This is a genomic window from Salinicoccus sesuvii (assembly GCF_042648145.1).
GTDB classification, from domain to species: Bacteria; Bacillota; Bacilli; order Staphylococcales; family Salinicoccaceae; genus Salinicoccus; species Salinicoccus sesuvii.
Window position 1 is genome coordinate 308,940 of sequence record NZ_JBHRWV010000002.1, and the last position, 26,731, is coordinate 335,670.

Genomic DNA, 26,731 nt, shown 5'->3' on the forward strand with positions numbered 1-26,731 from the left:
ATGGAAAATTTTACAGCAGAAGAAATCATTCAATACATCAGCGATGCACACAAGGTGACACCTGTAAAGGTGTACATCAACGGCAACTTTGAAAACGTCGACTTTCCGGATACACTGAAAGTGTTCGGCAGTGAGCATTCTAAGACTGTATTTGCCGACCTTGCTGATTGGAAAGCCTTTGAAGCAGAGAATACAGAACTTATTACAGATATTGAAATAGAAATGGATAGAAGGAACTCCGCCATTCCTTTGAAAAATCTGTCGGAAACCAATGCGCGTATCGAGCCAGGAGCGTTTATTCGTGAAAATGCAGTCATTGAAGATGGTGCGGTCATCATGATGGGAGCGACGATTAATATTGGCGCAGTTGTCGGTGAAGGTACCATGATTGATATGAATGCCTCTCTCGGAGGCCGTGCTGTTACAGGTAAAAATGTCCATGTTGGTGCAGGCTCTGTACTTGCAGGTGTCATAGAGCCCCCAAGTGCCTCCCCTGTCGTCATCGAAGATGACGTACTGATTGGTGCTAATGCTGTCATTCTAGAAGGTGTCAGAGTTGGACAAGGTGCTATCGTTGCTGCTGGTGCAGTCGTTACAGAAGATGTACCAGCAGGTGCTGTCGTTGCAGGTACACCAGCTAGAGTCATCAAGCAGGCACAGGACGTCGAAAGCTCCAAGAAGGAAATTGTTGCTGCATTGAGGAAGCTGAATGACTGATCTTGAATTCGTCACGCATCATAGACGGGTCCTCCACCAGTATCCTGAAATAAGTATGCAGGAATTCAAAACAACGGATCACATCATTGAGTTTCTGGAAAAGATGGGAATTGACTATGAACGGCCTCTTAAAACAGGGGCCGTTGCCTATCTGGAAGGTAACTCGGATAGGACCCTTGCCTATAGGGCGGACATAGATGCATTGTCAATCCACGAGGACAGTGACACGCCATATCGGAGCACTGTTCAAGGTGCCATGCATGCATGTGGTCATGATGGACATACAGCAGCTCTCATGCTCTTCGCAAAACGATGTAAAGTACTTGCTGATCAAGGGCGACTAACACACAACGTTATCTTCATATTCCAGCCTTCTGAAGAAACCGCAGCAGGTGCAAATCAGTTGATAGATGCTTGGCAACCTGGAATGGCTATCGAAGCGGTCTTCGGTGTTCATATGATGCCGAATGAAGATGAAGGTAAAGTAACCCTGCGAGATGATGAGATTACGGCAAGCGCTACTGAATTTCGTTTCTACATCAATGGACAGTCTGCACACGTTGCAGCAAAACATGAAGGAATTTCTTCGATAGAAACGCTACTGCACATCGCTCTTCAGTTGACACAGATGCAACACTTCCACCTGAACGGTCTAAACCGCAACATCATTCATATTGGAAATCTTAATGCGGGTGAGGCTATTAATACAGTAGCGAGCCAGGGATATCTCGAAGGAACAATCAGAACATATGAAGTCGATGATCTTGCCGTTATAAAATCGAGAATGCAGACTCTGGCAAGAACGGCCGGTGAACTTTTCGGTTCAACAATCGAAGTGACATTCAATGAAGGTTACCCACCGGTTATGAACGCAAAAATACTAAGGCAACCTGTCGAAGCAGCGCTTTCCAATTTAAAACTCGATGTTGTGGAAAATGACAAGCCCTATCTTTTCGGTGAAGATTTCAGTTTCTATAGTCGGCTCGCCCCTTCCTATTTCGTCTTCTTTGGAAGTCGTAATGAAAAGAAGGGGTTTACAAGTAGCCTTCATACCTCAACGTTTGATCTCGATGAGAATATTTTGATAGATGTAGCAGATTACTTTGAAGCTCTAATGAACGAAATATAAAAGGGAAGTGAATAGAATGGGCGGTACACTCATGATAGATAGAGCACAATTTGTAAGGACAGCAAAAATGTCGTCAGGTGGCAAGAATGTCATTGCTGTTGTGAAAAACAATGCTTACAACTATGGCTTGGAATTTTCCGTCAGTGCTTTTCTTGAGGCCGGCATCCATTCATTTGCTACTACGTCTATGGATGAGGCGCTAACTATTAGACAGATAGCACCAGACGCAATGATTTTCCTTATGAACCCGACGTATGATTTCGAGTCCGTCAGGGCCAATGACTTCCATATTACCCTGCCCTCTCTTGAATACTACTACAAGTACAAAGATGAACTCGCTGGTTTAAGTGTCCATCTTGAATTTGCAGGACTATTCAACCGGTCGGGGTTCGATAACGTATCAGATTTGGTGGAAATCATAAACGATATGGATGTCCTGCCTACACACGTGCAGATGGACATTGCAGGTATTTGGACACACTTCGGCTACGCCGATGAGCTTGATATGCAGGAATACGAAGTGGAAAGGAAAATGTGGCTTGACACCCTTTCGTCCATTAAGAAAACAGGACACACGTTCAAGTATATTCACGCTCAGAATAGCGCAAGCTTTGCGCGTGACGGTCTTTTCGATGATCACACGCATCTACGACTCGGTATCGCATTGTACGGTTCTAGGCCTTACGCTACCTTGCCAGTTTCTGACTATGAGCAGAGTATGACACTTAAAGCACCAATCGTTCAGCTGAGGCATTTGCGTGCGAGCCAAAAATGCGGTTATGGTGGTAGCTATCAGCCCGGGAAAGACGCATCGGTTGCGGTAGTAGATATTGGTTATGGCGATGGCATATTAAGAAAAAGAGCTGAATTCCACTGTATGATTAATGGCAAGTGTTATCCGATCAAAGCACTGATGATGAGCCATATGATTGTGGAAGTGGATGAAGAAGTAAGCTTGGAAGATGAAGTCATTCTGTACGGTAGTGATCTAAGAATCGATGAATTTACAAATCTCGGTGTCGGTGCAAATTCTGAACAGCTAGGCGCCCTGAATTACAACTCTTTGAAAAAGGTGATTATTAATGACGCTCGCGTATATCAATAATGAACTCCATTTGAATGGCCATGCACTTGAAGGTCTTTCAAAGCAATACGGCACTCCGCTGTTTGTATATGATGAAGATGCCATACGCAACCAGTGCAGAAAATACCATAGTGTATTCGAGCAGGAATCACTCGACTACTCCATCTCCTATGCATCGAAAGCATTCACCTCGATACAGATGGTCAAACTCCTTGAGGAGGAAAACATGAAGCTTGATGTTGTATCTTCAGGGGAACTATATACAGCGATTCAGGCAGGTTTTCCAGCTTCCCATATACATTTTCATGGCAACAACAAGACAGCAGAGGAAATCCAGTACGCGCTAGAAGTGGGGATCGGACTTTTTGTCGTTGATGCCATGGATGAGGTGGCTCTGCTTGACCAGTTGGCAGACCAGTCCATAGACGTTCTCCTCAGAATCAATCCAGGCGTCGATGTCAACACTCATTCTTACATCCAGACCGGTCAAGAAGATAGCAAATTTGGACTTTCCATTCATAATGGTACAGCGTTTGAAGCAATTAAGATGATGGAGAAAAGTAGAAATGTGAACTTTAAAGGGGTCCATTATCATCTGGGATCACAGATAGATGAAGAGGGGCCGTTCCTAAAGGCACTTGAGCTGGTGTTTGAATGGCTTTCGAAATCCGGCATCGCTATCGAAATTCTGAATATGGGTGGTGGTTTTGGTGTCCAATATACAGAGGCGGACACACGGTATCCGATAGAAAAAGGATTTGCTAACATTATAAGCAAGTTGAAGTCCCTCTCGGAAGAATATGATATCCCCCTCCCCCATATCATGATAGAACCCGGGCGTTCTATTGTTGCCGAAGCAGGCACTACATTATACGAAGTCGGGGTTGTCAAAGAGATTCCTGGGGTTTCTCGTTATGTATCAGTCGATGGTGGCATGAGTGACCACATCCGCACTCCACTTTACGGAGCGGAATACGAAGTAATACCCGTTAAAGAAAACAAAAGCCCATTGATGGACGCCCATGTGGTTGGCAAGCTGTGTGAATCTGGGGATATTATACGTAAAAACACTTCTCTCCCGGAAGGTATAAGTCGTGGTGATCTTGTCGCGGTAAAAACAACAGGAGCTTATCACTACTCCATGGCGTCGAACTACAATCAGATGAGAAAGCCAGCTGTCGTCTTTGTAGATGAGTCAGGCGTCCGAGAAGTAATCAGAAGGCAGAGTCTTGCTCAGTTAATAGAAAACGACATCATATAAAAAAGAGCGCCCTAGGGCGCTCTATATATTGGCAATAAAAAACCTGGGCCTAAACCCAGGTTTTTTATGATACAAATCAATTTAACCTATAAATAGATTTATATTATAGTTTAACAACGTTAGCAGCTTGTGGGCCGCGGTCGCCTTCAACTACTTCGAATTCTACTGATTGACCTTCTTCAAGAGATTTGTAACCTTCTTGATTGATCGCGGAGAAGTGTACGAATACGTCGTTTTCACCCTCGATTTCGATAAAGCCAAAACCTTTTTCTGCATTGAACCATTTTACTGTACCTTGTTTCATTAATTAAATCCTCCAAAGACGATAATTCAATATGCATAAACTACGTAGATAAGAAGTGCATGGTACATACAATTTCTTAAATAGAGAATACTTATTGATACATCAATTATAATGCAAAACGGAAGCATTTGCAAACGATTCTTTGTAAGCTTTGTAATTTTTTCGTGAATATTCTAATAATATTATACAAATATTTGACCGTCTTTAATCATTATGGGTGTATAGTAGATCTGCAGTGCTTCATCACAGTCGTCGCAGTATTCGAGTTCACAGCCATTGAAGAATGCTGTTAGGTCGTATTTCCCTTCTTTGTAAGAATGAAATTTCTGCTTCATATCCTGCTTCAGTTCAGTATATGCTTCGCGCATCTCCTCTTCTGTATCATAGTTGAACTGTCTGATGATATTATCCTGCCAACCCTCAAAGAGCCACCAGCCTTCATAATCCGCTTTGAGTATGACAATACTAAGCATTTTAAAAACTCCATTCCCGTTTGATAATATAAGTATTATATACGCGTATAATTCGCATTATCAAGTTAAAAATCCTATAATATGTATAAGAGGTGTTGCAGATGGAATCTAGAATGATAAACGTTTTCGGCCATGTTCAAGGTGTCGGTTTTAGATATTCAGCTAAAATGGCTGCGGATAGAATGAATATTACAGGATATGCAGCAAACGTTCAGGAGCATGTGGAAATACTGGCGACTGGAGAAACGTCAGATCTCGATCAATTTGTGCAAGAAATAATTCAGGGCATCTCCCCTGCTTCACGAGTTGATGACTATTCTGTTAAAAATATCCCGCTTGAAGACAATAATGGCAGATTTGTTACTAAATAGACTGACTGAAGGTGTAATTTAGAGATGAAGAATAATATATCACACTGGTTTGCATCGTTAATTTCCATTCCCGTTGCTGTTGTAGCTGGACTGTTCTCGATGATCGCCTTTGATATTCATCTGGTATTCGATATGATGATTGCAGCAGGCGGTTTTTTTGCGGCCTACTTCCCAACTCAATCAATCAGTTTGAATTCCCAACTAGAGAAGATGGGCATCACTAAAAGTGACTATCGCTATGTCAGAGGGCAGTTGACTGAAGCAAGAGAAAAGATGAAGAGGCTCAGACAGAGTTATAAAAATGTGAGAACATTAAAGGATGCCCGGCTGATTTATGATATCAACCGGCTCGCGCGGACTGTATATCAGACAGTCGAAAATGATCCAAAACAGTTTTTCAATATCCAGCAGTTTTTTCATTCGAATCTTGATTCCGCGGTAAACACAATTGAACAGTATCTTTTCCTATATAAAATGCCTGGTAAAACTAAGGAGGAAAAGGTGAAACTTCACGAGACGAGAATTTCACTGCTGGAACTAAAGCGGACGATACAAAGCAATTTGACATCAATGAATCATAACAGTTATCAAGCGCTAGAAGTTGAAAAGGACTTCATTAAGCTGAACAGAAAACGTAACACGTCCACCATGAAACTCGATAATACGCTCGATAGACAAAAAGTGAAGCTTAAGAAAAAAGAAAAAGAGCCTGTATACCAAAACAGAGGTGAAGATAATGAAAGAGGAAAATAAATTGAAAGAACAGCTCCTGTCAGATCCATTTTCTTCAGTAGACGAGGAGAATGAGTTGATTCCTCAACCAGAACCGGCAATAGATGAAAGTGGTCAGCAAGATGCGCTTACCACCTATCAGGAGCGCTTCAATGAAGAAGATCTGAAAAGAATTACAGAGATCAAGAACAAAATAGAACCACTGAATAACGATGCTTTGATTCAATATGGTGCGAATGCACAGCAGGCACTTTCAAAATTCTCACACCAGATGTTGAACGAGGTCCAGTCCAAAGATGTAGGCCCTATAGGAGATACACTGGAAAATCTAATGAAGAAACTCAAGGAAATAGACCCAGATGAACTTTCAAAAGAAAAGAAGAATATATTTAATCGACTTTTCAGAAGGGTCAAGAAATCAGTGAATGAACTAATTTCGAAACATCAGAGCGTCGCTTCGCAAGTTGATCGTATCAGCATACAGCTTGAACACGCCAAGGAAGTCTTGGTCAAGGACGTTCATTTGCTTGATAAACTCTATGATCAGAATAAAGACTATTTCGACGCGATAAACATCTATATTGCTGCTGCTGAAATGAAAAAGCAGGAACTTGAAAATGAGACTGTACCGCAACTAAGAAGTAAAGCGGAACAATCTAGCAATCAAATGCACGTGCAAGAAGTCAATGATATGATGCAGTATATCAATCGATTGGAAAAGCGAATTCATGATCTTAAACTTTCAAGACAGATTACACTGCAGTCTGCGCCACAGATCAGAATGATCCAGAATATAAACCAAACATTGGCTGAAAAAATCCAAAGTTCTATATTGACTAGCATACCACTATGGAAGAATCAGATGGCTATCGCCCTAACCCTTCTGCGTCAGGAATCAGCTTCCCAGGCGCAGCAGGCTGTTACAAATACTACAAATGATCTGCTAACCAAAAACTCAGAAATGCTAAAGCAGAATTCCATCCGTACTGCACAAGAAAATGAAAGAGGTATTGTCGATATCGAAACACTGAAAACAACTCAGGACAATCTTGTTACGACCATTGAGGAAACACTAAGAATACAGCAAGAAGGTTCTCAGAAACGACAAGCGGCGGAACGAGAACTTGAACAGATGGAATCAGACCTCAAAAATAGGCTCCTCGAAATTAAACAAGAGCACAGATATTAAAAAAGAAGCGCATATGCGCTTCTTTTTTATGAATATTTCACTTTATCATTCTTTATTCCTATCAGATAACCTACAATATAGCCAATGATCATTACAGGAATCCACTCGAACGAACTCGCGAAGAGAGGCATACTCTCAATCCAACCGAAATCGACCCAGCCATTTCTATGAACCACTGCTAATATACTTGTAATAATAATCAAATATATTGGAATCTGGAAGCTTAGTCGAGGTGATGGGATGAAGTATGTCAGGAATAATAGTGCAACAGATGCCATCGCAATCGGATAGATAATCGAAAGAACCGGTACACTCGTCTGAATAACTTGTGTCAGCCCTTGGTTCGCCAAAACAAGCGAAATCAGCGTAAATACAATAACAAAAGTTTCGTAAGATATTTTAGGAAGAATACTGTTGAAGTACTCGCTGACGGCAACAACAAGGCCAGTCGCTGTTGTGAGACAGGCTACTGCAACAATGACACCAAGTAGTACTGTACCGAATTGACCGAAAGAATCATCGGCTACAAAAGTCAGTAGAAATGTTCCAAGGTTCTGACCTTCTGGTTGTGCAACACCAGGATTGACATGGTTGCCAATCCACCCGAGTGAAATATAAATGACTGCCAGCAATACTGCTGCAATAGATGCAGATTTAATTGTTTCGATAAGTAAATCTTTTCTTTTAGTAATTCCGAGACTTCTAATCGAATTCAATACGATGACTGAAAATGCAATGGCTGCGATCGCATCCATTGTAAGGTAACCTTCAGTAAATCCAATTGAAAATGGAGAAGTCGCTTCAAAACCTTCAGATGCAGTACCTGAATCATTGCCCATGTACATCATAATTGCTCTAATAATAAGAGCAATAATAGTGATCAGCAGAACTGGTGTAAGAAAGCGGCCGATATTATCAACCATACGGCTTGGATTGTAGCTCAATGCAAATACGATACCGAAGAAAATGATTGTAAATATAAGCAGACTCACCCAACCAGTACCATTGATAAATGGTACCATCGCCATCTCGTATGCTGTCGTTGCTGTTCTTGGTATTGCGAAGAACGGACCGATAGCAAGGTAGATTACAACCATGAAAATGATGGCAAATGCTGGGTGGACCACTTTAAGTGACTCTCTGAAGCCATCTTTTGATATTGATCCAGCGATGACCCCAATCAGCGGCAGCCCTACCCCCGTAATAACAAAACCGATGATTGCCATCCAGAAATACTGGCCGCTCTCAAAACCGAGTCCTGGTGGAAAAATTAGGTTCCCTGCACCAAAGAACATGGCGAACAGCATAAAACCGACTATGACATTATTTTTAAAACTCATTACTTGACCTCCTAATACAAAAAAATAAAATGACCTTCATTAGTGTACACTACTAATCTTATCAAGTCTATAAGATTCTTAATAATCAGATAACAAAAGCGCTGTCACATCAATATCTTGGCCAATATTCTCTTTAATAGATTGGGTAGCGCGAAAGCAATTTCCTCAGCATCTTCTACAACAATCATGTCTGTGTCATAGATATTTCTAATAGCTGAGAGAGTGTTTTCTTCATTATTTTGATCTATGAACATATTGATTACTTGTATACCCGATTTTCTTGCTTCCTGGACTGCCTCGTGGGTATCTACGATACCACTCTGGTTATACTCCTCAGCACTTGGCAAGCCATCAGAGAACATTATAATAAATCGGTCTTTTTCACTCCGCTGATTGAGATTATCTATTTCGTTTCTAAGAATTAACCCATCTCTATTATCTCCAGAAGCTTCAAGGTTCATCAGTGATACAGGATAATAGTACTTGGATTTTTCAAAATCCAAATGCTCATATATTTTATTCGGATAATACTGTTTCATGACTTCAAAAGTATCCTCGTGGTACGAAATGATACGATGAGGAACGTGCAAAGTTCGAAGTATATTATTTAGTATAATCGCAGCATTTCTACATCCTATGAGATGTTCAGTCATTGAAAATGACTGGTCGATAATAATGGTGAACACCGCATCCAGATCTTTCGATTCGATATTCTTTTTTACGAACAATTTGTGACTATTCTCCATGAGCGGCCCAACAGGATTTTTCATCAATTTCCCCGAAGTTCGCCGCGTTTGGTAAGCATTCATTTTGTAATTGAGTATTTGTGTAATGTCACCAATGACTTTCTGAGCGACTTGATTGTAGGATTCATATATAACTCGATACTCCTGATACTTCGAAATATTTATTTTTGGACGCACTACCTCGAGTGTCGCATGTTGATTGACGCGTCCTCTATCTTCGAAATCATTTTCTCCAGAATTTCTTCCAAATCCTTCGTAGTAGTCGGATACCTCATCGTTGTGATTATTCTGTCTATTATGTGGGCTCTTACGTGAAGTATTATCCCCGGTGTCACCAAGTACATTGGCATCTTCCGCATCTCGGGCCGTCTTAGTATCGACATTGCGTGTTAGGTTTTCTTCTAATTCTTCTTCTTCATTAAGTTTTGCTGCATCTTTTCTGAATGGTTTTGCCTGATTAAATACATTGATTTCATTAAATGGCATATCATGAATCTGAAAAGTAGTGTCAAGGGTTATATGGGAGGCAAGCTCAGTCATTATAACCTCAGTCATATGGATACTCTCTTCTGTGCTTGTACTGATTAGTTTGAAGTCTTTTCCGAATGTGCTGAAAACCTCACTGTCCTCAAGAATGGCAATATTAAGTTTCTTTAGGAAGTACTCGGCATCAGTGGCAGCTTTTCTGCTGTACTCCTTGATTTTTATACGATCACCTTTACCTACAATACTGCTGATTAATGGCCGGAAGTGGAAGGCTGCCCGACGATTTCTGTAGTATTCAAGTGACAAGAAAATCTGCTGAGCCAATATATTCCTATCCTTTATGCTGTCATATTGACTGTAGTCCATAATAAATGCAGAAGTATAACGAGTTAGAATATCATATCTAAACCCTTCCCTTTCAGATATATCTGTTCGGTGTTTCCAGAAGAAACTCAAATTGAAAGTATTTTCAACAGGATCATAATAGCTGTACTTCCTTATGGACACTGTGACTTCTTTATTTCTCAACAGCAATCTAGCAAGATCTGTTAGTTCCATCATGATTTTAGAGTCTACAATTTCATCATTAAATTTTATGAATGAATAGCTCATTTTTATCGCATTCCAAATTGAAGTTCTGCGGCATTGAGTATTGCTTTTTTCTCCTGCTCACTATCTAGTTTATCGATAATGGCACGGTAACATGCACGACTAATCGGCATCTTTGTACTAAGATCTGCAAGATCTATCAAGCTTCTAACACTTGATGCTTCTTGTGAAATCTGTCCCTGCTCAGTCATCGTAACAAGGTCACTGTGAAACTGTGCAATATCACGAAGGATAGCTTCATCTTCTTGTATACTTTGTATTTTAAGGATTTCTGTAAGAGCTTCCTTCGATACATATCCAAGCTCTATGACATTAAAACGGTTAAGGAGCGCTTCATTCATTGGCATTGTTCCTACATATCCGACATTGATGGCTGCGATAACCTTAAAGCCTTTTTCTGCCGTGATGATGTCCCCAGTGAGCGGGTTAGTAATTGTTCTCCGATAGTCGAGAGCTGCATTGAGTATTGGTAGCACTTCTGGCCGTGCCATATTGATTTCATCAATATAGAGAATTGCACCTTCTTTCATGGCACGGACGACGGGGCCATCTATAAATATAATCTCCTGCCGACCTTCAGTGTATTCGATGGTTTTGAAGCCGAGCAAAGATTCGATGTCTACATCTACAGAGCAGTTGACGCTGTAGATACTTTGACTGAGTGCTTCTGACATGTTTTCAGCAAGACGGGTTTTACCAGCACCGGTAGGTCCTTTAAGCAGGAGATTCTTCCCTAAGGAAAGAATGATCGTTGCGTCCCCTATAATTGTTTCATCGTTATGAAGAAATTGTACTGACATATCTATTCAACTTCTTCAAAGTAAGTTTTGTAATAGCCGCCGACTTTACCCGAGTTGTCTTTGACGAAGATGTACTCTTCAGTTTCATTGACGACAGTATAAATTTTTCCAGCTGTCAGCATCTCTGATACTTTGTATTTCTCTGCATCTGTATGTTTAACTCTGACCGTTCTTAAGTTGTTTTCGTTCCACGTTTCGTGAAGCATATTCATCTCTCCAAACATTTGATTTTATTATGATTCTAACATAAAAGAGACAGGCGTCCTATGGACGCCTGTCATAAATATTATTGTTTATCCCTCTAGGAGGAGGTCTTCAGGGTTTTCCACCAAGTCTTTAATTGTTTTAAGGAAGCCTACAGCCTCTTTACCATCAATAACTCTGTGGTCATAGCTTAAAGCAATGTACATCATTGGACGGATTTCCATCGTTTCATCATCGACTGCCACTGGACGCTTCTGGATAGTATGCATGCCAAGTATGGCGGCTTGCGTTCCGTTGATAATTGGTGTAGACATCAATGATCCAAATACTCCACCATTGGTGATTGTAAATGAACCGCCTGTCATATCATCGAGACCTAGTTTTTTATTCTGTGCTTTCTTTGCCATGTCAACAATATCATTTTCGATATCTGCAAACGTTTTGCGATCACAATCTCTGACGACAGGTACTACTAAACCTTCATCAGTCGACACTGCAACACCGATATCGTAGAACTGCTTGAGCACGAGATCTTCGCCATCAATTTCAGCATTGACAGCAGGATACTTTCTGAGCGCTGCCACGGATGCTTTAGTGAAGAATGACATAAATCCAAGACGAGTGCCATCGTGACGTTCCTGGAACTGATCTTTTTTGCGTTTTCTGAGTTCCATGAGATTTGTCATATCAACTTCGTTGAAAGTTGTAAGCATTGCTGTATTCTGTGAAACTTCTAGGAGACGTTTTGCGATTGTTTGTCTTCTGCGAGACATCTTTTCTCTAATTACGGGTTTGTCCGGTTTTCCGGAGTCTTGCTTTTGATTCTGCTCTTGCTTTTTAGGCTGTTCTGATTCTTTAGGCTGACTACCGTGGTTTTCGACATCCTGGCTTCTCACAAGCCCCCTCGGATCAGAAGCATTGATATCGCTGATGTCGATACCTTTCTCACGTGCCATGCGTCTTGCTGAAGGTGTTGCCACAATACGCGAATCGCTAGCCTGTCCTTCTTCTTGTGCCTGTCCTTCCTGCTGCTCTTTCGAACCGGCATCTTCCAGTTCTTTACGGCTGTCATCTTCCAAGGGTTCCGCCTTTTCTGCTTTTGAGCTCTCCTCAGAAGATTCCGACGAACTATCTGCTTCACCATTTTCTTCGACTATGGCGATGACTTGTCCGACTTCAACCGTATCACCTTCTTCAGCTTTTATCTCAGTGATGACCCCGGCCTCTTCACTAATAACCTCAACATTGACCTTATCGGTTTCAAGTTCAAGGATATTTTCTCCCTTTTCGACCTGATCGCCTTTTTGTTTCAACCAGCTTGCAATTGTTCCTTCTGTAATTGATTCAGCCAATTCTGGGACTTTAACTTCAGCCATTCTTCTACCTCCTATGATTTTAGAGCAGTTTCAATAATGTTCTGTTGTATCAGCTTATAAGATTCTCCATCGCCCTCTGCAGGAGAGGCACGCCTGATTCTACCTACATAGTTCACTTCTACTTTTTCCGGTGCAATTTCGAGAAGGAATGGCAGAGCATAATTATATGTGCCCATGTTTTCGGGCTCTTCTTGAACAAATCGAACTTCATCAAGATTTCTAAGGCCTTTTAGCACTTCCTGAATTTTCTCTGCAGGGAACGGGTAGATTTGCTCGAGACGAATGATCATTACGCTATCGTCCGGATTCTTCCTCTGCTCTGTCAGCAAATCGACAACCATCTTGCCACTGGCAATTAATACCTTTCTAACTTTAGTTCGCTTATATTCAGGCAATATAATCTCCCTAAAGCTGCTTTCTGTGAAAGCACTGACAGGTTCGCTGACAATCTGGTTGCGAAGCAGACTTTTTGGCGTCATGAGCACAAGCGGTCTCATTTTTTCAGTTCCAAGATACTTCGCCTGTTTCCTCAGAAGGTGGAAATAGTTTGACGCACTAGAAAGGTTGGCAACAGTCATATTGTTTTCAGCAGCAAGTTGCAAGTAACGCTCTAGTCTAGCCGAGGAGTGTTCGGCACCTTGGCCTTCCTGAGCGTGTGGAAGGAATAGTGTCATTCCTGAGGTCTCACCCCATTTTGCATTACCTGCAGCCATGAAGTTATCGAAAATCACCTGAGCCATATTTGAAAAGTCCCCGTATTGTGCTTCCCATATTGCCATTACTGTCTTGCGTTCCACATTGTATCCGTAGTCAAATCCGACTACAGCCGCCTCTGAGAGCGGAGAGTTATATACGTCGAATGTTGCTGTTGAATCACTGACTGAATGGAGAGGAATATGTTTGGCTCCAGTTTCAGGGTCATGTAGGACTGCATGTCTCTGAGCAAATGTCCCTCTTTGTGAGTCCTGTCCAGTCAAACGGATTGGAGTACCATCCTGATTGATTGAAGCAAAAGCAAGAACTTCTGCATGCGCCCAGTCGATAAGATCTTCATCATTTTCGAAAGGTTTCTTTCTTCTTTCGAGAACGCTTGAAAGTTTTTTAAATACAGTAAAGGAGTCGGGATACTGGAAAAGAGCATCATTAATTTTTTCAAGACGGTCTCTTGAGATATCATCTTTAGGGCTTTGCTGACCTTCCATGATTTCCTTAGGTGTATCAAGTTGTCCATCTACATTTGTATCACTCTTATCGATTTTATCATGAGCAGACCGCATTTCATCGAGTACTCCTTGGATGATTTCATTCTTTTCATCCTCTGATATGACATTCTCCTCGACGAGTTTGTTTCCGTATAATTCATCAATTGTATCGTGTGATTTCACTTCTTTGTACAGCATTGGATTGGTCGTGGTAGGCTCATCCATTTCATTGTGCCCATATCTTCTGTAGCCAAGCACATCGATAACAATATCTTTATTGAATTTTTGTCTATATTCAAGTGCAATCTCTATCGTTCTCAGCACGTGTTCCGGGCGGTCTGAATTGACGTGCAGGATTGGAAGATCGAAGCCGAGTGCTGCATCTGAAGCGTAGACGGTTGACCTTGCATCTGTTTCTTCGGTCGTAAAGCCGATACGGTTGTTTGCAATGATGTGGACTGATCCGCCCACGCTGTATCCCTTCAATTTACCGAGATTGAGAGATTCATAGACAATGCCCTGACCCGGGAAGGCTGCATCACCGTGGATGATTGCTGCAATAGCCTTATTGAAATCTTGATTTGGGTAGCCTGCGTGATCGGTTGTCTCCTGCTGAGCACGAGTCTTACCGAGGACGATCGGCCCCACAACCTCCAAATGACTTGGGTTATTAGCTAAGCTGATACGTTGTTTCATCCCTTTGTCTTCTCTTACTTTCGATCCGCCGAGGTGGTATTTTACGTCTTTCATCCACCCTTGTGTAATTTCAAGAGAATCATCTTCCGGCAAGAATTTCATCGGATCAGTATGCATAAATTCGCTGATCATCATTTCGTATGGTTTTTCGAGGACGTGTGTAAGCACGTTCAGACGGCCACGGTGTGCCATTCCGATCTGAAGATTGGGAATGCCAGCATCAGCCATGAGTTGAAGCATATGGTCGAGCAGGGGCACTATGGAATCGACGCCTTCGATGGAGAAGCGCTTTGCGCCTACGAAGTTTTTATGCAGGTACTTTTCGAATCCCTCAACTTTTGCAAGTGTTCGGAACAGATGCTTTTTCTCATCTTTTGAGAGAGAAATCTCTTTCTGTGTTTCTATTGTCTCCTTCAACCACTGGCGCTCTTCTGTATCATTAATATGCATATACTCATACGCGAGCGGTCCAGTGTATAGTGAATGGAGTTGGGTGACTGCTTCATAAGCATTGTTGTAATATTCACCAAGGTGAACGCTTACAAGCGAAGCAGGTAAATTCTTCAGATCATTTTCAGTTAGATTATAGTCTTCGAAGTCCAGACTAGGAACATTCTTTACGTCTGGCTTATAAACAGGATAAATATCTGATTCCAGATGTCCAAATAGTCTAATGTTATCTATTAGACGTAACAGACTTTTCACTTTGCTGTGATTTATATCCGATTGAGCAGTACCTGTTTGTCCAGAACCGATATTATCAAAAAGAAAACGCATTTCATCACTTACGCTGTCTGGATTTTCCTGGTACATCTCATGAAGCTCGAGAATCATCCCCAGATTGGTACCGAAACGAACCGGGGCATTCTCAAGTTCTTTCTCTTGCATTTTGCCACCCTCTTTAGTTTCTTTTGTCTTATACAGTTCCATTCTAGCACTATGGTATTTTGTTTTAAAGTCAATACTTGCTGTAATTATTACAATTGTCTATTTTTTTGAGGGAATCTGATCGTAACTTTTGTAAACGCTCCCTCAACGCTTTCAATCCATACTCTACCCTTATAGTTATCGATAAGTTTTTGTGCAATTGAGAGGCCTAACCCATTGCCGCCGAGTTCCCTGCTTCTTGATTTATCTACTCTATAGAATCGATCGAAAATAGCTTCTATTTCACTCTCTGGTATGCCGATACCATGATCGACTATCGATATATCGAAATGGTCATTTCCTCTCCTTGTAATCACATCGATGTGTTTCCGTTCGTAATCGTACTTGATCGCGTTATCTAGGAAGATAACTAGCATTTGTTCAAGATGATAAGGATTGATGTGAAAGTAAATGTTTCTGTCATCAAGATCAAGATTGAAAGTGTACTCCGGATGAAGTTGCCTGAATGCGTCCACCCTACTCTTCACTTCTTTATTGATATCCGCCTCTTCCATAATTTCTTTTGTTTTACCTTCATTCTTAGTCAAAAGCAGAAGTTCTTCGACGAGCTTGTTGATCCGCTGAAGTTCTTCAATTGAGATATTCAGAGATTCATCAAGTACTTCAGGCTTGTGTCGGCCCCATCTATTAATTAGCTTCAGATGCCCTTGGATAATTTGGAGTGGTGTTCTCAGTTCATGCGAAGCATCTTCCACAAACTGTTTTTGCTGGTTGTAAGATCTCTCTAGTGAATCCATCATATGGTTGAACGATTCCACCATATAGTCGGTCTCTTCAGTATTAGTTTGTATCTGGAGTCGTTCAGAGAACCCTTCGTCCTCTATCCGTCTCAATTGATTGGCGATGTTGCGAATGGGTTTGACCATCTGCGTGGAAAAGAAATAGCTGATAATTGATGTGAACAGGATTGAGATAAACCCTACAATGATAGCGATGAAGACCATCATTCTTATAACTGAATGGTAGTAGTCGAGTGGATGAATGACCGACACATAGCCAGTCCAATACACTGAGTCAATCCGGATACTCCCTTTGAAAAAGCTGCCGTCCTCTGTGCTTATTGATGTAATTTCCTTATCGAGCACAGGTTCAAATTCATTGTCATACATTAAAGGTATGCCAGCGGTTGCACTGAAAACCTCTTCGCCACTCTGTGTGTATAGAATCATCTTCTGTCCATCGTAAAGACTCGAATAGATTTCATTTTCGTTGATAGTGTTGATCGGCTGTCCCTCATAAATACTTTCTAACTCCTCAAGACTTCGATCAATGGAGCGATACTCCTGATTTTCAAGATAAAGGCTAGTCAGATAGATGAGCAGTGAACTGAACATCAAATATGTGATGGAAATAATGAGCGTGGATAGTCGGAGCCATCTATATTTCAAGGATTGTCTATTCATGGTCGGATCACATATCCCACACCTCTGACAGTCTCTATCAACTTATGTCTGTCGAATGGTTTCAACTTATTGCGCAGATACCTGATGTAAACATCAACAACATTGGTTTCGACTTCACTGTCGTATCCCCACACATGATCGAGGATGGTTTCACGCTGTAGAACAACTCCGGCATTCTTCATGAGTAGGTGTAGAAGATCATATTCTGTTTTAGTCAATTCAATACTAACATCGTCAATGGTAACGTGGTGCGCCTGGGCATCCATAACTATACCATGCATGGAGAGCAGCTCATGTTTCTGCTCTTTTAATTGAGAGCGCCGCATAATGACTCGTATTCTCGCGAGGAGTTCTTCTATCTCAAATGGTTTTACAATATAGTCGTCTGCGCCATAATCAAGTCCGATCACCTTATCGTATGTCTCGCCTTTAGCTGTAATGATGATAATTGGCGTGTCTTTCTCTTTACGTAACCTTCTACATACTTCGAGACCATTCAATTCAGGTAGCATCAAATCGAGGAGTATACAATCATAGTCAAACGAATATGCTTTATCCAGACCTTCTTCCCCATCTGATGACAATGTGACTTGGTATCCCTCATGCATAAGCTCAAGCTCGATGAAACGGGCGAGATTCATTTCATCTTCGACTACTAAAATATGCTTCATCTTAATCTTCCTATCTTCTTTTTTGTCATCATACCATGACGAAAGTATTAAAAAAACGCATGACAGAAATCATGCGTCAACTGACAGTCTCCAAGGGTAGATCCATCATGTAGCTTTGTTGTTTGATAAGCAAGGTTTTTTTCACTTCCGGCCATTCATCATCAATTATTGAATAGATGATAATGTTGCGGGCGACTCCACGAAGATTTCGTTCCTTGCGGATGACACCCTCTTTAGTAAAGCCGATACGCTCAATTGCGCGATTACTTCTTACATTTCTTTCATCTGCTCGAATCTGAACACGCATCATGTTAAGTACTTCAAAACAGTACTCGAGAAGTAAAAACTTGCTGTCCGAGTTAACGAAGGTACGCTGCGCTCTAGTACCAAACCATGAAGCACCAATTTCACAGCTCTGCCTCTCATAGTCAATGTGCTGAATTCTCGTGCTGCCAAGTACTTCATCAGTGGCTTTCAACACTACTACAAACGGAATATCTTTCAATTGATTTCTGAGTTCTATGGCGCTCTTTACCCACTCCTGCATCAGTTCCTCATTTGTTGCCTGAAAAAGCATATATGACCAGATGGATTCGTGATTAATTTCGTGTAGCTTGCCAGCGTGACTGGGCTGCATGGGAATGAGCCGTATCCTTTCATTTTCTAGAGTTATGGACTCATACAAATTAACAACCATCTGATCTCACCTCACTGTTATATTGACATGATAATTATAAATGCATACAAAAAAATTGGCAACGCCCAGAAGGACGCTGCCATATGTTTATGGATATATTTCTTTGTTTTGAAAATGATCTTTTAAATAAGGGGGGCTTATTCATTATCATTGATAATCATTTTCAATTACATTCTAAACAGGCGTTGGATTATTGTCAAGCTTTTTATGCATGATGGCACTCGCACCAATAACGACGGCTGTTCCCGCTACGATTCCTGCAATGATATCCGTCGGATAATGCACGCCAAGATAAACCCGTGATGAGGAGATCATCAGGATGAAAGTCGCGCATAAGCCGTACAAGATCCCCTTGTGGTTCAATTCACTATTCTTGATGAGTGTCATCAATGACCCAAAGAATATAGTCGATCCCATTGCGTGACCACTCGGGAAGCTAAACCCGGTAATGTCTATCAGTCTGAGGAGAGATGGCCTCTGTCTATCGAATGTATTCTTTAATACAGGTACAAGTATGCTACTTGATAGCATGGAGATGATTAGGAAAAGCGTTTCGAACTTAAGGCGATAGAGCATGAGTATGGTAATCATGATAAGTGACAGGATAACCATAGAAAGCACTTCCCCTACTTGAGTAAAACCAAGCATGAGAGCGGTAGTGATAAAACTCTCAGAAGCATAAATAAACTCATAGACTTCAGTATCAATCCATCGTCCAAGACGGGATTCATGGAAGAAGGCAATCACACCAAAAATTAGTGTAAAAACGAGAAACAGAGAAATCTTTTTCAGTCGACTCATTCTTCGGCCTCCTTGCGGATTAGAAGATCTACAAGCTCCTGGGGCTTGAAACCGCCCTCGAAGCTGCACATGCAATCTACGATCGCTTCCTTATTTGAATCGATACGTTCTAGTGTCTGTTGGAAAATCTCTATATCTAGTTCCTCGTCTTGTATGACTTCTGCAAAGCCCTTCTCTTTGAAATACTCTGCATTCTCTACCTGGTCCCCCCTGCTTTGGGAACGTGGCAGCGGAATAAGAATCATCGGCTTTTCATTTAGAAGAAATTCATAGATAGCATTAGAACCACTGCGACCGACAGCAATGTCGGATATTGTAATAAGGTGTGGGAGTTCTTTTTTAACAAACTCGAACTGTTTATAGTTTTCTGTATCAAGCCCTTCTTGATAATGCCCTCTACCACAGAGATGAATGATCTGCCATTCCTTAGTCAGTTCGTCAAGATTGTTTCTTATGAACTGATTGATTGAGCGCGCACCGAGTGAACCACCCATTACAATCATAACCCGCTTGTCCGGATTAAAACCTGTAAGTTCGTAACCGATTTTACTATAGCCACGCTTCAGTTCATCCCGTATCACAGGCCCAATATATTCCGCCTTATCGGAAGGAATGTAGTCCAGTGTTCTTTTGAAAGTGACAAAAATTTTGGTAGCAAACTTACCTGCTATTTTGTTTGCGAGCCCCGGCGTAATATCCGACTCGTGAATATATACAGGAATTCCAAGAGACTTGGCTGCAAGTACAACCGGCACACTGACGAACCCGCCTTTTGAAAATACAAATTCGACATTTTCTTTTTTAAGTACTTTACGGGCATCGCCGATACCCTTCACGACCTTGAATATATCTTTGAAGTTTTCCGAGGAAAGGTAGCGTCTTAGTTTACCGCTCGAAATGTTATAGTATTTTATGGAAGTGGCACCGATAATTTCTTTTTCTATGCCTTTCTTTGAACCCAGATAAACAGGTTCTATCCCTCTGTTTATAAAGCCAGGGATGAGCAGTTTATTGAGCATTACGTGTCCGACTGTGCCCCCACCTGTGAGGACGACTTTTCTTTTCTTTGGTTCCATACTTTCCTCCAAAAACTCTTTTATGCTAATTACTTTAAACTATTTTTACTGTTGATACAATATAAAGCCGCACAAACATTATGTTCATACGGCTTAAATACTATTCTTCTGTTGATTGATCTTCGTCGTCGGCATCCTGAAGGGAATGATTCATAGGATCTTTAATTTCAAGGTGCTGCGCGCGTTCTTCTGCGTACTCCTCTATTTCCTCTTCAGTGTATTCTCCATTGATATGATTAATTAGATAATCTAGTTGGGCATCGTTGCTGTTAGCGTACTCCCTCAGTTCGCTCATTATCAGCGTTGAAGTTTCACCGGTAACGTCGCCAGTCTCCTCTATCTCATTATCAGCCTGGAAGTTTTCAACAGTCTCGGTCAGTGAAGCATCAAAAGTTTCATTAAAGTCTCCAACGTCGTAACCGAGTGTATCCAATGCAACCTTTATTGACTTGACCGTTTCATTGCTGACTCCCTCTGTATACACTTCTTCTGGATCCAACATGGTGACTCTGTAATAGTCAGGATTGACAAGTTCTATGTCAGGGGTAATCCCTTCTCCATGTATCCAAGTGCCATTTGGAGTGAGCCATTTGGTGTTTGTGTACTTCAGCAATGAATCGCCTCCGAGTTCCACTGTGCGTTGTACAACACCCTTACCAAAGGACTTCGTACCTGCGATGGTTGCATCGGTGAGATCATCGAGTGCACCTGTAAATACCTCCGATGCACTTGCAGAACCTTCGTTGATTAGAATGTAAATGTTGAAATCTTCAGTGCTATCGTTGCGGTCATCACTTGTTTTTATCTCAGTACGTTCTCCACCGTTTTCTTCCAGGTAAAGTACAGTTTCATTCTGTTCGATGAACTGATTAATCATGCTCACAGCTTCATCAAGAAGACCACCAGGATTATATCTGAAATCGATAATAATATCCTCTACACCATCTTCGGAGGCCATATTGAGTTTGTTTTCGAACTCTTCAGCTGTTCCTTCCTGGAAACGATTGATACTGACGTGACCAACGCCTTCAATTTCCTCATAGGTAACACTGTCAATGTGTATGGTATCTCTTGTGATTGTTACATCCATTGGATCGCCTTCACCTCTGACGATGGTCAGAACGACATCTGTTCCTTTTTCTCCACGTATCAGTTGTACAGCTTCTTGTGTTGTCCATCCTTCTATAGACTCATCGTCCACAGCAATAATCTCATCTCCTGGCTCGATACCAGCTTCTTCGGCTGGAGACCCTCTCATTGGAGATGTGATGATGACACGATTTCCTTCTTGCATTACTTCTGCACCGATACCTTCAAAGTCTCCAGTGACGGATTCTTGGAACTGTGCCAATTCTTCGTTATTCATATATTCACTGTATGGGTCATCTAAACCTTCGACCATACCTTGTATTGAAGATTCAATCAAAGCCTCACGGTCAACATCTTCGTAGTAGTTTGCATTTATTGTATCGTACACGTTATAGAGTTTAGAAAACTCGCTTCTCGTGTCTGTGCCGACATTCACAGCTTTTTCAGAACCAGCTTCAAGGCTAAGCGCTGTAATGACAGCTGTAGCGATGATTGATGTCAGTATAATGATGATAAACCAGAAAAAATTGATATTGATACGTCGTCCTTCTGGAAACTTGGATTCTTGACGGCCGTTTTCTTCCCTCAAAACACACACCTAATTTCTACTTGAATAATTATTTTTCAGTTTACCAGTTTATACAAGAAAATTAAAGAAAAAGAACAGTGCTACGCACTGCTCTTGATGGATGTTATTCAGCTTTTTCTGCAAAAGGAAGGCTCGCATCCAATGCCACTTCAATCATTTCATTAAAAGTGGTCTGTCTTTCCTCACTTGATGTAGCCTCTCCAGTAAGGATATGATCTGATACAGTAAGAATGGAAAGTGCTCTCGCATCAAACTTCTTGCTGATTGTAAAGAGTGCGCTAGATTCCATTTCCACAGCAAGAACCCCGTATTTTGCAAGTTGTTCAATATTACCATTTTCATCGTAGAAGGAGTCCGCAGTAAATACATTACCGACTTTAACATTCAATCCTTTTTTCTTAGCTTCATTATAACTTGAGAGTAGCAGTTCAAAATCAGAAGTCGGTGCATAATCTATATTGTTGAAAAGTTTTCTGTTCTGATAGGAGTCGGACGATGCGCTCTGCGCCAAAATAACATCCCTTACTTCAACATCTTTTTGTATCGCACCGCATGTACCAACACGGATCAGGTTCTTCACTCCGTAATCGGCCATGAGTTCATGGATATATATAGATATGGATGGGACACCCATTCCAGTCCCCTGTACTGAAATACGCTTGCCTTTGTAGTAACCTGTGAAGCCAAGCATATTGCGCACTTCATTATAACAGACAACGTCATCCAGGAAAGTTTCTGCAATATATTTCGCTCTTAATGGATCACCAGGTAGTAAAATCGTTTCTGCGATGTCACCTTTTTTTGCATTGATGTGTATACTCATGAATAAAATCTCCTCTGATTGTTTTTTTATGTGAATCTAGTGAGAAAGCCAGTTCTGATAGTCATCAAAAGCTGAATCGTAATAAGAGAGTGGCATATCCCTATAAGGATTTTCCTCAAGATATTCAGAGATTTCGAGATAGTCGTCAGAATACTTGGGAAACATAGAATCTTCCACAATGAAGCTCGCCAATCGACCGATTGGCGAGGCTTCCCCTCTTCTTGTCTTGATGTACTGGTAGAAAGAATAATTTTTCATTATTTTATAGAGGCACGTGCAACAACCGTATCTGCACGATTCAGACTACTAACTTCCTCAAGGCTGAAAGAATCGAGAATATCACTATTTGTAATAATGACAGGAGATATTGTACTATTTGCCTCCGCTTTAACCAGATCTATATCAAATGTGACAAGCTTGTCTCCTTGCTCAACTTTATCTCCCTCAGATACATGACCTTCGAAACCTTTTCCTTCCATGGCGACCGTTTCAAGACCGATGTGGATGAGTAGTTCGATATCGTTATCGGTCTTGATGCCGACTGCGTGATTCGTAGGAAAGACTTGCATGACAGTTCCGGAAACAGGTGAAACAACTTCACCATCTGTCGGTTCGACACCGAATCCTTCTCCCATCATTTTCTCAGCAAAAACAGGATCTGGAATATCTTCCAGCTTAACATATTTTCCATTCAAAGGACTTGTGATTTTTAACTCTTTGTCTGCGGTGTTCTTTTTTCCAAATAAATTTTTAAACATGTGCTTTCTCCCCTGTCCATAAAATTATTGTGATGTTTAATTGAAGTATTTCAAATACTCTCCGTATCCTTTTTCCTCAAGATCGTCTTTAGGGATAAAATCGAGCGCAGCTGAGTTAATGCAGTAGCGCAAGCCACCAAGCTCTTTTGGACCATCTTCAAAAACGTGACCGAGATGGCTATCAGATGATTCGCTTCTGACTTCCGTACGTCGCATACCGAATGAATCGTCGAAATGCTCCGACACGTCTTCCGAAATTGATTTCGCAAAGCTTGGCCATCCGCAATCAGATGCAAACTTATCTCGTGAAGTGAAAAGCGGTGTGCCTTTGATTTTATCCACGTACAACCCATCTTCGTAATGGTCCCAGTATTCATTCTGAAATGGAGGTTCAGTTCCATTTTCCTTCATAACATTATACTCGGCCGCAGTAAGTTCAGATTCGCTTCTTTCGATTGCCATTGTTATTTCCCCCAGTGCTCTTCTATAAATGATTTTCTGCCTGATCCTTTAAAGTAGGCATTATAATGCGCACTATTCGTCTTGTAAAAGTCTTGGTGCTCTTCTTCTGCTCTGTAGAAGTTTTTATAAGGCAGTATCGGAGTCTTGATAGGACCATTGAATATATTCTGCGCATCAAGTTTAGCTACGACTTCTTCCGCGGTACGCTTTTGTGCTTCATCATGATAGAAGATACCTGGTGCGTAATGTGGTCCACGATCGCCGAATTGTCCGTTTGTGTCTGTAGGGTCGAATGTTTTGAAGAAAATATCGAGTATATACTCGTACGACATTACCGATTCATCGAAATCGATCTGTACTGCTTCGACATGACCTGTTGTTCCTGTCGATACCTGTTGATACGTCGGATTTTCAACATGCCCGTTTGAGTAACCTGAAACTACGGAGTTTACTCCCTCAAATTGGTCAAACGGTTTAACGAGACACCAAAAACATCCACCTGCTAATGTTGCTATTGCCAAAATGCTCACCTCTTGATTTTCTTTTATCTTGTTATAGAAAAATACCACTCATCATTCTCATAATCAATTGAATTGACTTCTACATCCCACTCAATTTGATCTGTTAAAGCTTTAGAATCGACAATTAGTGCACGTTCTGTGTCGCTGAATTGAATTCCTTCAGGCAAATCACTTTGTGCTCTGATTAATGAATATAGCATATCTTGCGTCAAAGGAAGGTCTGCTACATTAATGTTCCTTGCTTCAAATACCACTTGATCTCCAATTGAGATTGGATCGAGCGCGATTGATGTATCGATCATAAATCCATAGACTTCCTGAACAGCATCAAGTAAGATACCTGTTTCATCTATTGAAATTGACAGGCTCTCGTCACTAATGGATTCGTTAAGTATGGATTCTACCGCATCGTTGTTCATCTTTATTTCTATACCCGATCCCTCGGACGTATAATTATCGTTTTCAGAATCTGGCGCTTCATAGTTTTCATTTAGCAAAGTGTAGAGCCAGATGATAACACCTACATTTAGAGCCAGTAAAAAGATGAATAGCCATTTCCAGATATTCAAAAAGTACACTCCTTTATGAGTTTGTGCGCCTGTAGTGTAGAAATTCGTGCGGGTACCTATTTTTTTCATCAACAATACCTTCTTCACTCGATAAGAGTTCCCATTCGGAACTGTCGTATTCCGGGAAGAACGTATCGCCACCAAATGTTTCGTGAATGCGTGTTATATGCATTTCATCTACTAGGTGCATCGTCTGATTGTATACACCACTACCACCGAAGATGAACACTTTGCCTTCCAGTGCTTCGATATCATCGGTACTATGAATAATATCGACACCTTTATATGAGAAATCTTCATTCTGAGTCAGTACCACGTTGCGCCGATTGGGTAAAGGGCGGCCAATCGATTCAAAAGTCTTCCGACCCATGACAATGGTATTTCCTTCCGTAAGCTTTTTTACATGTTTCAGGTCGTTGGGCAGATGCCAGGGCATGCTGTTTTTGTAACCAATGACGTTCTGAGCTGAATGACATACAATCAAAGATACCATTCTATTCCTCCTATACCGCAATCGGGGCTTTTATATAAGAATGCGATTCGTAGTTCACTACTTCAAGATCCTCATATTCTAAATCGAACATTGAGCGGTCACCGTTTATTTTTATTTCGGGCGGCTTGAAACCATCGCGTGAGAGCTGTTTTTCCACCGCATCCACATGATTACTATATATGTGTGCATCACCAAGCGTATGGATAAACTCGTGCGCCTCAAGGTTGCATTCACGCGCTACAAGCTTTAGTAGTAGCGCGTAGCTCGCGATGTTAAAAGGGACACCGAGAAAAACATCCCCACTCCTTTGATAGAGCTGAAGACTCAATTTTCCTTCATTAACATAAAACTGGAAGAAGGCATGACATGGTGGCAATGCCATTGTATCGATTTCAGCCGGATTCCACGCCGTCACGATATGGCGCCTTGAGTCGGGATTATTTCTGATGCTGTTGACGACATTCTTCAGTTGATCGGTGAAGCTACCGTCCGGACCTTCCCACGCGCGCCACTGCCTGCCGTAAACATTGCCAAGATCCCCATATTTATTGGCGAAATCATCGTCTTCGAGAATTCGTGATTTGAATGTTTCCATTTCCTTCTCATAGACCTCGCGAAAATCACTGTTCTGCTGGGCTCGGATACCAAAATCAGACATGTCCGGCCCCTCATACTCTTCAGATTCCACCCAATTCTTAAATGCCCATTCGTTCCAGATGTTGTTGTTGTGCTGCAGTAGGAATCGAATATTTGTATCGCCACGCATGAACCAGATTAATTCAGTGGCGAGTAGCCTGAATAGCACCTTTTTAGTGGTCAGCAACGGGAATCCATCTTGCATATCGAAACGCATTTGGTATCCAAATATAGAATATGTACCAGTGCCTGTACGGTCACTTTTGTATTTACCCTCTGCCATAATCTTCTTCATCAATGTATGGTATTCACTATCGAAAGGATTCATTTTATCCTCCCCTTTTCTTTTTATGATTCTTTATATATAATAATACATGAATGTGCGTACAAGATTAAATCTATTTACTCGAGGTGTAGCTAATGGAAGTACTTATGACAATCGGTCTCACGCTGCTCGCTTTATATATGACATCAAT

29 protein-coding genes are annotated in these 26,731 nt (G+C 41.3%); 7 read left to right on the forward strand and 22 right to left on the reverse strand.

All coding sequences use genetic code 11. The features are described 5' to 3' along the window. Genes dapD through lysA form a run of 4 tightly spaced genes read left to right on the forward strand, consistent with a single transcriptional unit; the run spans window position 1 to window position 4,191 of the window. On the forward strand, window positions 1-717 hold the full coding sequence (dapD, locus tag ACFOJ8_RS04215) for a 2,3,4,5-tetrahydropyridine-2,6-dicarboxylate N-acetyltransferase (RefSeq protein ID WP_380653723.1): 717 nt from the start codon (window positions 1-3) through the stop codon (window positions 715-717). Continuing rightward, the gene (locus tag ACFOJ8_RS04220; protein ID WP_380653725.1) at window positions 710-1,846 is read left to right on the forward strand and encodes a M20 metallopeptidase family protein; all 1,137 of its coding nucleotides are present in this window, start codon (window positions 710-712) and stop codon (window positions 1,844-1,846) included. The genes dapD and ACFOJ8_RS04220 overlap by 8 nt, the downstream gene beginning before the upstream one ends. Window positions 1,847-1,877: 31 nt before the next feature. Further along, window positions 1,878-2,951 (forward strand): alanine racemase, encoded by a 1,074-nt coding sequence (locus ACFOJ8_RS04225; RefSeq protein ID WP_380653728.1) that lies wholly within the window; start codon window positions 1,878-1,880, stop codon window positions 2,949-2,951. After that, window positions 2,929-4,191, forward strand: a complete 1,263-nt coding sequence (lysA, locus tag ACFOJ8_RS04230) for a diaminopimelate decarboxylase (RefSeq protein WP_380653731.1) — start codon at window positions 2,929-2,931, stop codon at window positions 4,189-4,191. The genes ACFOJ8_RS04225 and lysA overlap by 23 nt, the downstream gene beginning before the upstream one ends. Before the next feature lie 103 nt (window positions 4,192-4,294). Here lysA and cspA read toward each other — a convergent pair whose 3' ends face one another. Together cspA and ACFOJ8_RS04240 are read right to left on the reverse strand one after the other, a co-directional pair. Then, window positions 4,295-4,495 (reverse strand): cold shock protein CspA, encoded by a 201-nt coding sequence (cspA, locus tag ACFOJ8_RS04235; protein ID WP_017548994.1) that lies wholly within the window; start codon window positions 4,493-4,495, stop codon window positions 4,295-4,297. A 182-nt stretch (window positions 4,496-4,677) separates the two neighbouring features. Beyond that, complete coding sequence (locus tag ACFOJ8_RS04240) at window positions 4,678-4,968, reverse strand: DUF1033 family protein (RefSeq protein WP_380653732.1); 291 nt, start codon at window positions 4,966-4,968, stop codon at window positions 4,678-4,680. A gap of 101 nt (window positions 4,969-5,069) precedes the next feature. On the opposite strand from ACFOJ8_RS04240, the gene ACFOJ8_RS04245 reads away from it, so the two are divergent. From ACFOJ8_RS04245 to ACFOJ8_RS04255, 3 genes are read left to right on the forward strand one after another with little or no spacing between them, the layout of a single operon-like run. Next, complete coding sequence (locus ACFOJ8_RS04245; protein WP_380653734.1) at window positions 5,070-5,339, forward strand: acylphosphatase; 270 nt, start codon at window positions 5,070-5,072, stop codon at window positions 5,337-5,339. A gap of 24 nt (window positions 5,340-5,363) precedes the next feature. After that, window positions 5,364-6,092 (forward strand): 5-bromo-4-chloroindolyl phosphate hydrolysis family protein, encoded by a 729-nt coding sequence (locus ACFOJ8_RS04250; protein ID WP_380653737.1) that lies wholly within the window; start codon window positions 5,364-5,366, stop codon window positions 6,090-6,092. After that, a complete protein-coding gene (locus tag ACFOJ8_RS04255; protein WP_380653739.1) occupies window positions 6,076-7,260 on the forward strand; it encodes a toxic anion resistance protein in 1,185 nt (394 codons plus the stop codon). The genes ACFOJ8_RS04250 and ACFOJ8_RS04255 overlap by 17 nt, the downstream gene beginning before the upstream one ends. Before the next feature lie 26 nt (window positions 7,261-7,286). Here ACFOJ8_RS04255 and brnQ read toward each other — a convergent pair whose 3' ends face one another. The 20 genes from brnQ to ACFOJ8_RS04355 form a co-directional block, all read right to left on the reverse strand. Beyond that, window positions 7,287-8,600 carry a branched-chain amino acid transport system II carrier protein gene (brnQ, locus tag ACFOJ8_RS04260; RefSeq protein ID WP_380653741.1) on the reverse strand — a complete coding sequence of 438 codons (1,314 nt, stop codon included), beginning with the start codon at window positions 8,598-8,600 and terminating at the stop codon, window positions 7,287-7,289. A gap of 104 nt (window positions 8,601-8,704) precedes the next feature. Then, window positions 8,705-10,444 carry a hypothetical protein gene (locus tag ACFOJ8_RS04265; RefSeq protein WP_380659883.1) on the reverse strand — a complete coding sequence of 580 codons (1,740 nt, stop codon included), beginning with the start codon at window positions 10,442-10,444 and terminating at the stop codon, window positions 8,705-8,707. A gap of 2 nt (window positions 10,445-10,446) precedes the next feature. Next, complete coding sequence (locus tag ACFOJ8_RS04270) at window positions 10,447-11,241, reverse strand: ATP-binding protein (RefSeq protein ID WP_380653746.1); 795 nt, start codon at window positions 11,239-11,241, stop codon at window positions 10,447-10,449. Between the two features lie 2 nt (window positions 11,242-11,243). Next, window positions 11,244-11,447, reverse strand: coding sequence for a DUF6501 family protein (locus ACFOJ8_RS04275; protein WP_380653749.1), 204 nt, complete (start codon window positions 11,445-11,447; stop codon window positions 11,244-11,246). 87 nt (window positions 11,448-11,534) lie between these two features. Beyond that, on the reverse strand, window positions 11,535-12,821 hold the full coding sequence (odhB, locus tag ACFOJ8_RS04280; RefSeq protein ID WP_380653752.1) for a 2-oxoglutarate dehydrogenase complex dihydrolipoyllysine-residue succinyltransferase: 1,287 nt from the start codon (window positions 12,819-12,821) through the stop codon (window positions 11,535-11,537). A gap of 11 nt (window positions 12,822-12,832) precedes the next feature. Further along, on the reverse strand, window positions 12,833-15,607 hold the full coding sequence (locus ACFOJ8_RS04285) for a 2-oxoglutarate dehydrogenase E1 component (protein ID WP_380657025.1): 2,775 nt from the start codon (window positions 15,605-15,607) through the stop codon (window positions 12,833-12,835). 89 nt (window positions 15,608-15,696) lie between these two features. Next, a complete protein-coding gene (locus ACFOJ8_RS04290) occupies window positions 15,697-17,055 on the reverse strand; it encodes a HAMP domain-containing sensor histidine kinase (RefSeq protein ID WP_380659884.1) in 1,359 nt (452 codons plus the stop codon). Between the two features lie 11 nt (window positions 17,056-17,066). After that, window positions 17,067-17,741 carry a response regulator transcription factor gene (locus tag ACFOJ8_RS04295; RefSeq protein ID WP_380653757.1) on the reverse strand — a complete coding sequence of 225 codons (675 nt, stop codon included), beginning with the start codon at window positions 17,739-17,741 and terminating at the stop codon, window positions 17,067-17,069. 76 nt (window positions 17,742-17,817) lie between these two features. Next, a complete protein-coding gene (locus ACFOJ8_RS04300; RefSeq protein WP_380653760.1) occupies window positions 17,818-18,438 on the reverse strand; it encodes a GNAT family N-acetyltransferase in 621 nt (206 codons plus the stop codon). Window positions 18,439-18,612: 174 nt separating this feature from the next. Further along, the gene (locus ACFOJ8_RS04305; RefSeq protein WP_380653763.1) at window positions 18,613-19,239 is read right to left on the reverse strand and encodes a phosphatase PAP2 family protein; all 627 of its coding nucleotides are present in this window, start codon (window positions 19,237-19,239) and stop codon (window positions 18,613-18,615) included. After that, entirely contained in the window at window positions 19,236-20,315 is a 1,080-nt protein-coding gene (locus ACFOJ8_RS04310) for an undecaprenyldiphospho-muramoylpentapeptide beta-N-acetylglucosaminyltransferase (protein ID WP_380653765.1), read from the reverse strand. The genes ACFOJ8_RS04305 and ACFOJ8_RS04310 overlap by 4 nt, the downstream gene beginning before the upstream one ends. A 100-nt stretch (window positions 20,316-20,415) precedes the next feature. Then, window positions 20,416-21,993 (reverse strand): S41 family peptidase, encoded by a 1,578-nt coding sequence (locus ACFOJ8_RS04315; protein WP_380653768.1) that lies wholly within the window; start codon window positions 21,991-21,993, stop codon window positions 20,416-20,418. A gap of 103 nt (window positions 21,994-22,096) precedes the next feature. Further along, a complete protein-coding gene (gene deoD, locus ACFOJ8_RS04320; RefSeq protein ID WP_380653770.1) occupies window positions 22,097-22,816 on the reverse strand; it encodes a purine-nucleoside phosphorylase in 720 nt (239 codons plus the stop codon). 36 nt (window positions 22,817-22,852) lie between these two features. Continuing rightward, a complete protein-coding gene (locus tag ACFOJ8_RS04325; RefSeq protein WP_380653773.1) occupies window positions 22,853-23,074 on the reverse strand; it encodes a YozE family protein in 222 nt (73 codons plus the stop codon). Next, window positions 23,074-23,574, reverse strand: a complete 501-nt coding sequence (locus ACFOJ8_RS04330; protein WP_380653776.1) for a PTS sugar transporter subunit IIA — start codon at window positions 23,572-23,574, stop codon at window positions 23,074-23,076. Before ACFOJ8_RS04330 ends, ACFOJ8_RS04325 begins: the two co-directional genes overlap by 1 nt. A gap of 36 nt (window positions 23,575-23,610) precedes the next feature. After that, on the reverse strand, window positions 23,611-24,036 hold the full coding sequence (gene msrB / locus ACFOJ8_RS04335; RefSeq protein ID WP_380653779.1) for a peptide-methionine (R)-S-oxide reductase MsrB: 426 nt from the start codon (window positions 24,034-24,036) through the stop codon (window positions 23,611-23,613). Between the two features lie 2 nt (window positions 24,037-24,038). Continuing rightward, a complete protein-coding gene (msrA, locus tag ACFOJ8_RS04340; RefSeq protein WP_380653782.1) occupies window positions 24,039-24,557 on the reverse strand; it encodes a peptide-methionine (S)-S-oxide reductase MsrA in 519 nt (172 codons plus the stop codon). Between the two features lie 23 nt (window positions 24,558-24,580). Continuing rightward, complete coding sequence (locus tag ACFOJ8_RS04345; protein WP_380653785.1) at window positions 24,581-25,126, reverse strand: DUF2140 family protein; 546 nt, start codon at window positions 25,124-25,126, stop codon at window positions 24,581-24,583. A gap of 13 nt (window positions 25,127-25,139) precedes the next feature. Further along, window positions 25,140-25,619, reverse strand: a complete 480-nt coding sequence (locus ACFOJ8_RS04350) for a dihydrofolate reductase (protein WP_380653788.1) — start codon at window positions 25,617-25,619, stop codon at window positions 25,140-25,142. Between the two features lie 10 nt (window positions 25,620-25,629). Beyond that, a complete protein-coding gene (locus ACFOJ8_RS04355; RefSeq protein ID WP_380653790.1) occupies window positions 25,630-26,583 on the reverse strand; it encodes a thymidylate synthase in 954 nt (317 codons plus the stop codon). Window positions 26,584-26,731 lie beyond the last annotated feature (148 nt).

Bases quoted from the DNA above. Each gene is read 5' to 3' on its own strand.
- brnQ (WP_380653741.1), bottom strand. From the start codon at position 8,600: ATGAGTTTTAAAAATAATGTCATAGTCGGTTTTATGCTGTTCGCCATG.
- ACFOJ8_RS04285 (WP_380657025.1), bottom strand. From the start codon at position 15,607: ATGCAAGAGAAAGAACTTGAGAATGCCCCGGTTCGTTTCGGTACCAAT.
- ACFOJ8_RS04225 (WP_380653728.1), top strand. From the start codon at position 1,878: ATGATAGATAGAGCACAATTTGTAAGGACAGCAAAAATGTCGTCAGGT.
- ACFOJ8_RS04355 (WP_380653790.1), bottom strand. From the start codon at position 26,583: ATGAATCCTTTCGATAGTGAATACCATACATTGATGAAGAAGATTATG.
- cspA (WP_017548994.1), bottom strand. From the start codon at position 4,495: ATGAAACAAGGTACAGTAAAATGGTTCAATGCAGAAAAAGGTTTTGGC.
- lysA (WP_380653731.1), top strand. From the start codon at position 2,929: ATGACGCTCGCGTATATCAATAATGAACTCCATTTGAATGGCCATGCA.
- deoD (WP_380653770.1), bottom strand. From the start codon at position 22,816: ATGAGTATACACATCAATGCAAAAAAAGGTGACATCGCAGAAACGATT.
- ACFOJ8_RS04305 (WP_380653763.1), bottom strand. From the start codon at position 19,239: ATGAGTCGACTGAAAAAGATTTCTCTGTTTCTCGTTTTTACACTAATT.
- ACFOJ8_RS04275 (WP_380653749.1), bottom strand. From the start codon at position 11,447: ATGCTTCACGAAACGTGGAACGAAAACAACTTAAGAACGGTCAGAGTT.
- ACFOJ8_RS04220 (WP_380653725.1), top strand. From the start codon at position 710: ATGACTGATCTTGAATTCGTCACGCATCATAGACGGGTCCTCCACCAG.
- ACFOJ8_RS04295 (WP_380653757.1), bottom strand. From the start codon at position 17,741: ATGAAGCATATTTTAGTAGTCGAAGATGAAATGAATCTCGCCCGTTTC.
- ACFOJ8_RS04325 (WP_380653773.1), bottom strand. From the start codon at position 23,074: ATGAAAAATTATTCTTTCTACCAGTACATCAAGACAAGAAGAGGGGAA.
- ACFOJ8_RS04265 (WP_380659883.1), bottom strand. From the start codon at position 10,444: ATGAGCTATTCATTCATAAAATTTAATGATGAAATTGTAGACTCTAAA.
- msrB (WP_380653779.1), bottom strand. From the start codon at position 24,036: ATGGCAATCGAAAGAAGCGAATCTGAACTTACTGCGGCCGAGTATAAT.
- odhB (WP_380653752.1), bottom strand. From the start codon at position 12,821: ATGGCTGAAGTTAAAGTCCCAGAATTGGCTGAATCAATTACAGAAGGA.
- ACFOJ8_RS04300 (WP_380653760.1), bottom strand. From the start codon at position 18,438: ATGGTTGTTAATTTGTATGAGTCCATAACTCTAGAAAATGAAAGGATA.
- ACFOJ8_RS04240 (WP_380653732.1), bottom strand. From the start codon at position 4,968: ATGCTTAGTATTGTCATACTCAAAGCGGATTATGAAGGCTGGTGGCTC.
- ACFOJ8_RS04250 (WP_380653737.1), top strand. From the start codon at position 5,364: ATGAAGAATAATATATCACACTGGTTTGCATCGTTAATTTCCATTCCC.
- ACFOJ8_RS04245 (WP_380653734.1), top strand. From the start codon at position 5,070: ATGGAATCTAGAATGATAAACGTTTTCGGCCATGTTCAAGGTGTCGGT.
- ACFOJ8_RS04350 (WP_380653788.1), bottom strand. From the start codon at position 25,619: ATGGTATCTTTGATTGTATGTCATTCAGCTCAGAACGTCATTGGTTAC.
- ACFOJ8_RS04310 (WP_380653765.1), bottom strand. From the start codon at position 20,315: ATGGAACCAAAGAAAAGAAAAGTCGTCCTCACAGGTGGGGGCACAGTC.
- ACFOJ8_RS04255 (WP_380653739.1), top strand. From the start codon at position 6,076: ATGAAAGAGGAAAATAAATTGAAAGAACAGCTCCTGTCAGATCCATTT.
- ACFOJ8_RS04330 (WP_380653776.1), bottom strand. From the start codon at position 23,574: ATGTTTAAAAATTTATTTGGAAAAAAGAACACCGCAGACAAAGAGTTA.
- dapD (WP_380653723.1), top strand. From the start codon at position 1: ATGGAAAATTTTACAGCAGAAGAAATCATTCAATACATCAGCGATGCA.
- ACFOJ8_RS04270 (WP_380653746.1), bottom strand. From the start codon at position 11,241: ATGTCAGTACAATTTCTTCATAACGATGAAACAATTATAGGGGACGCA.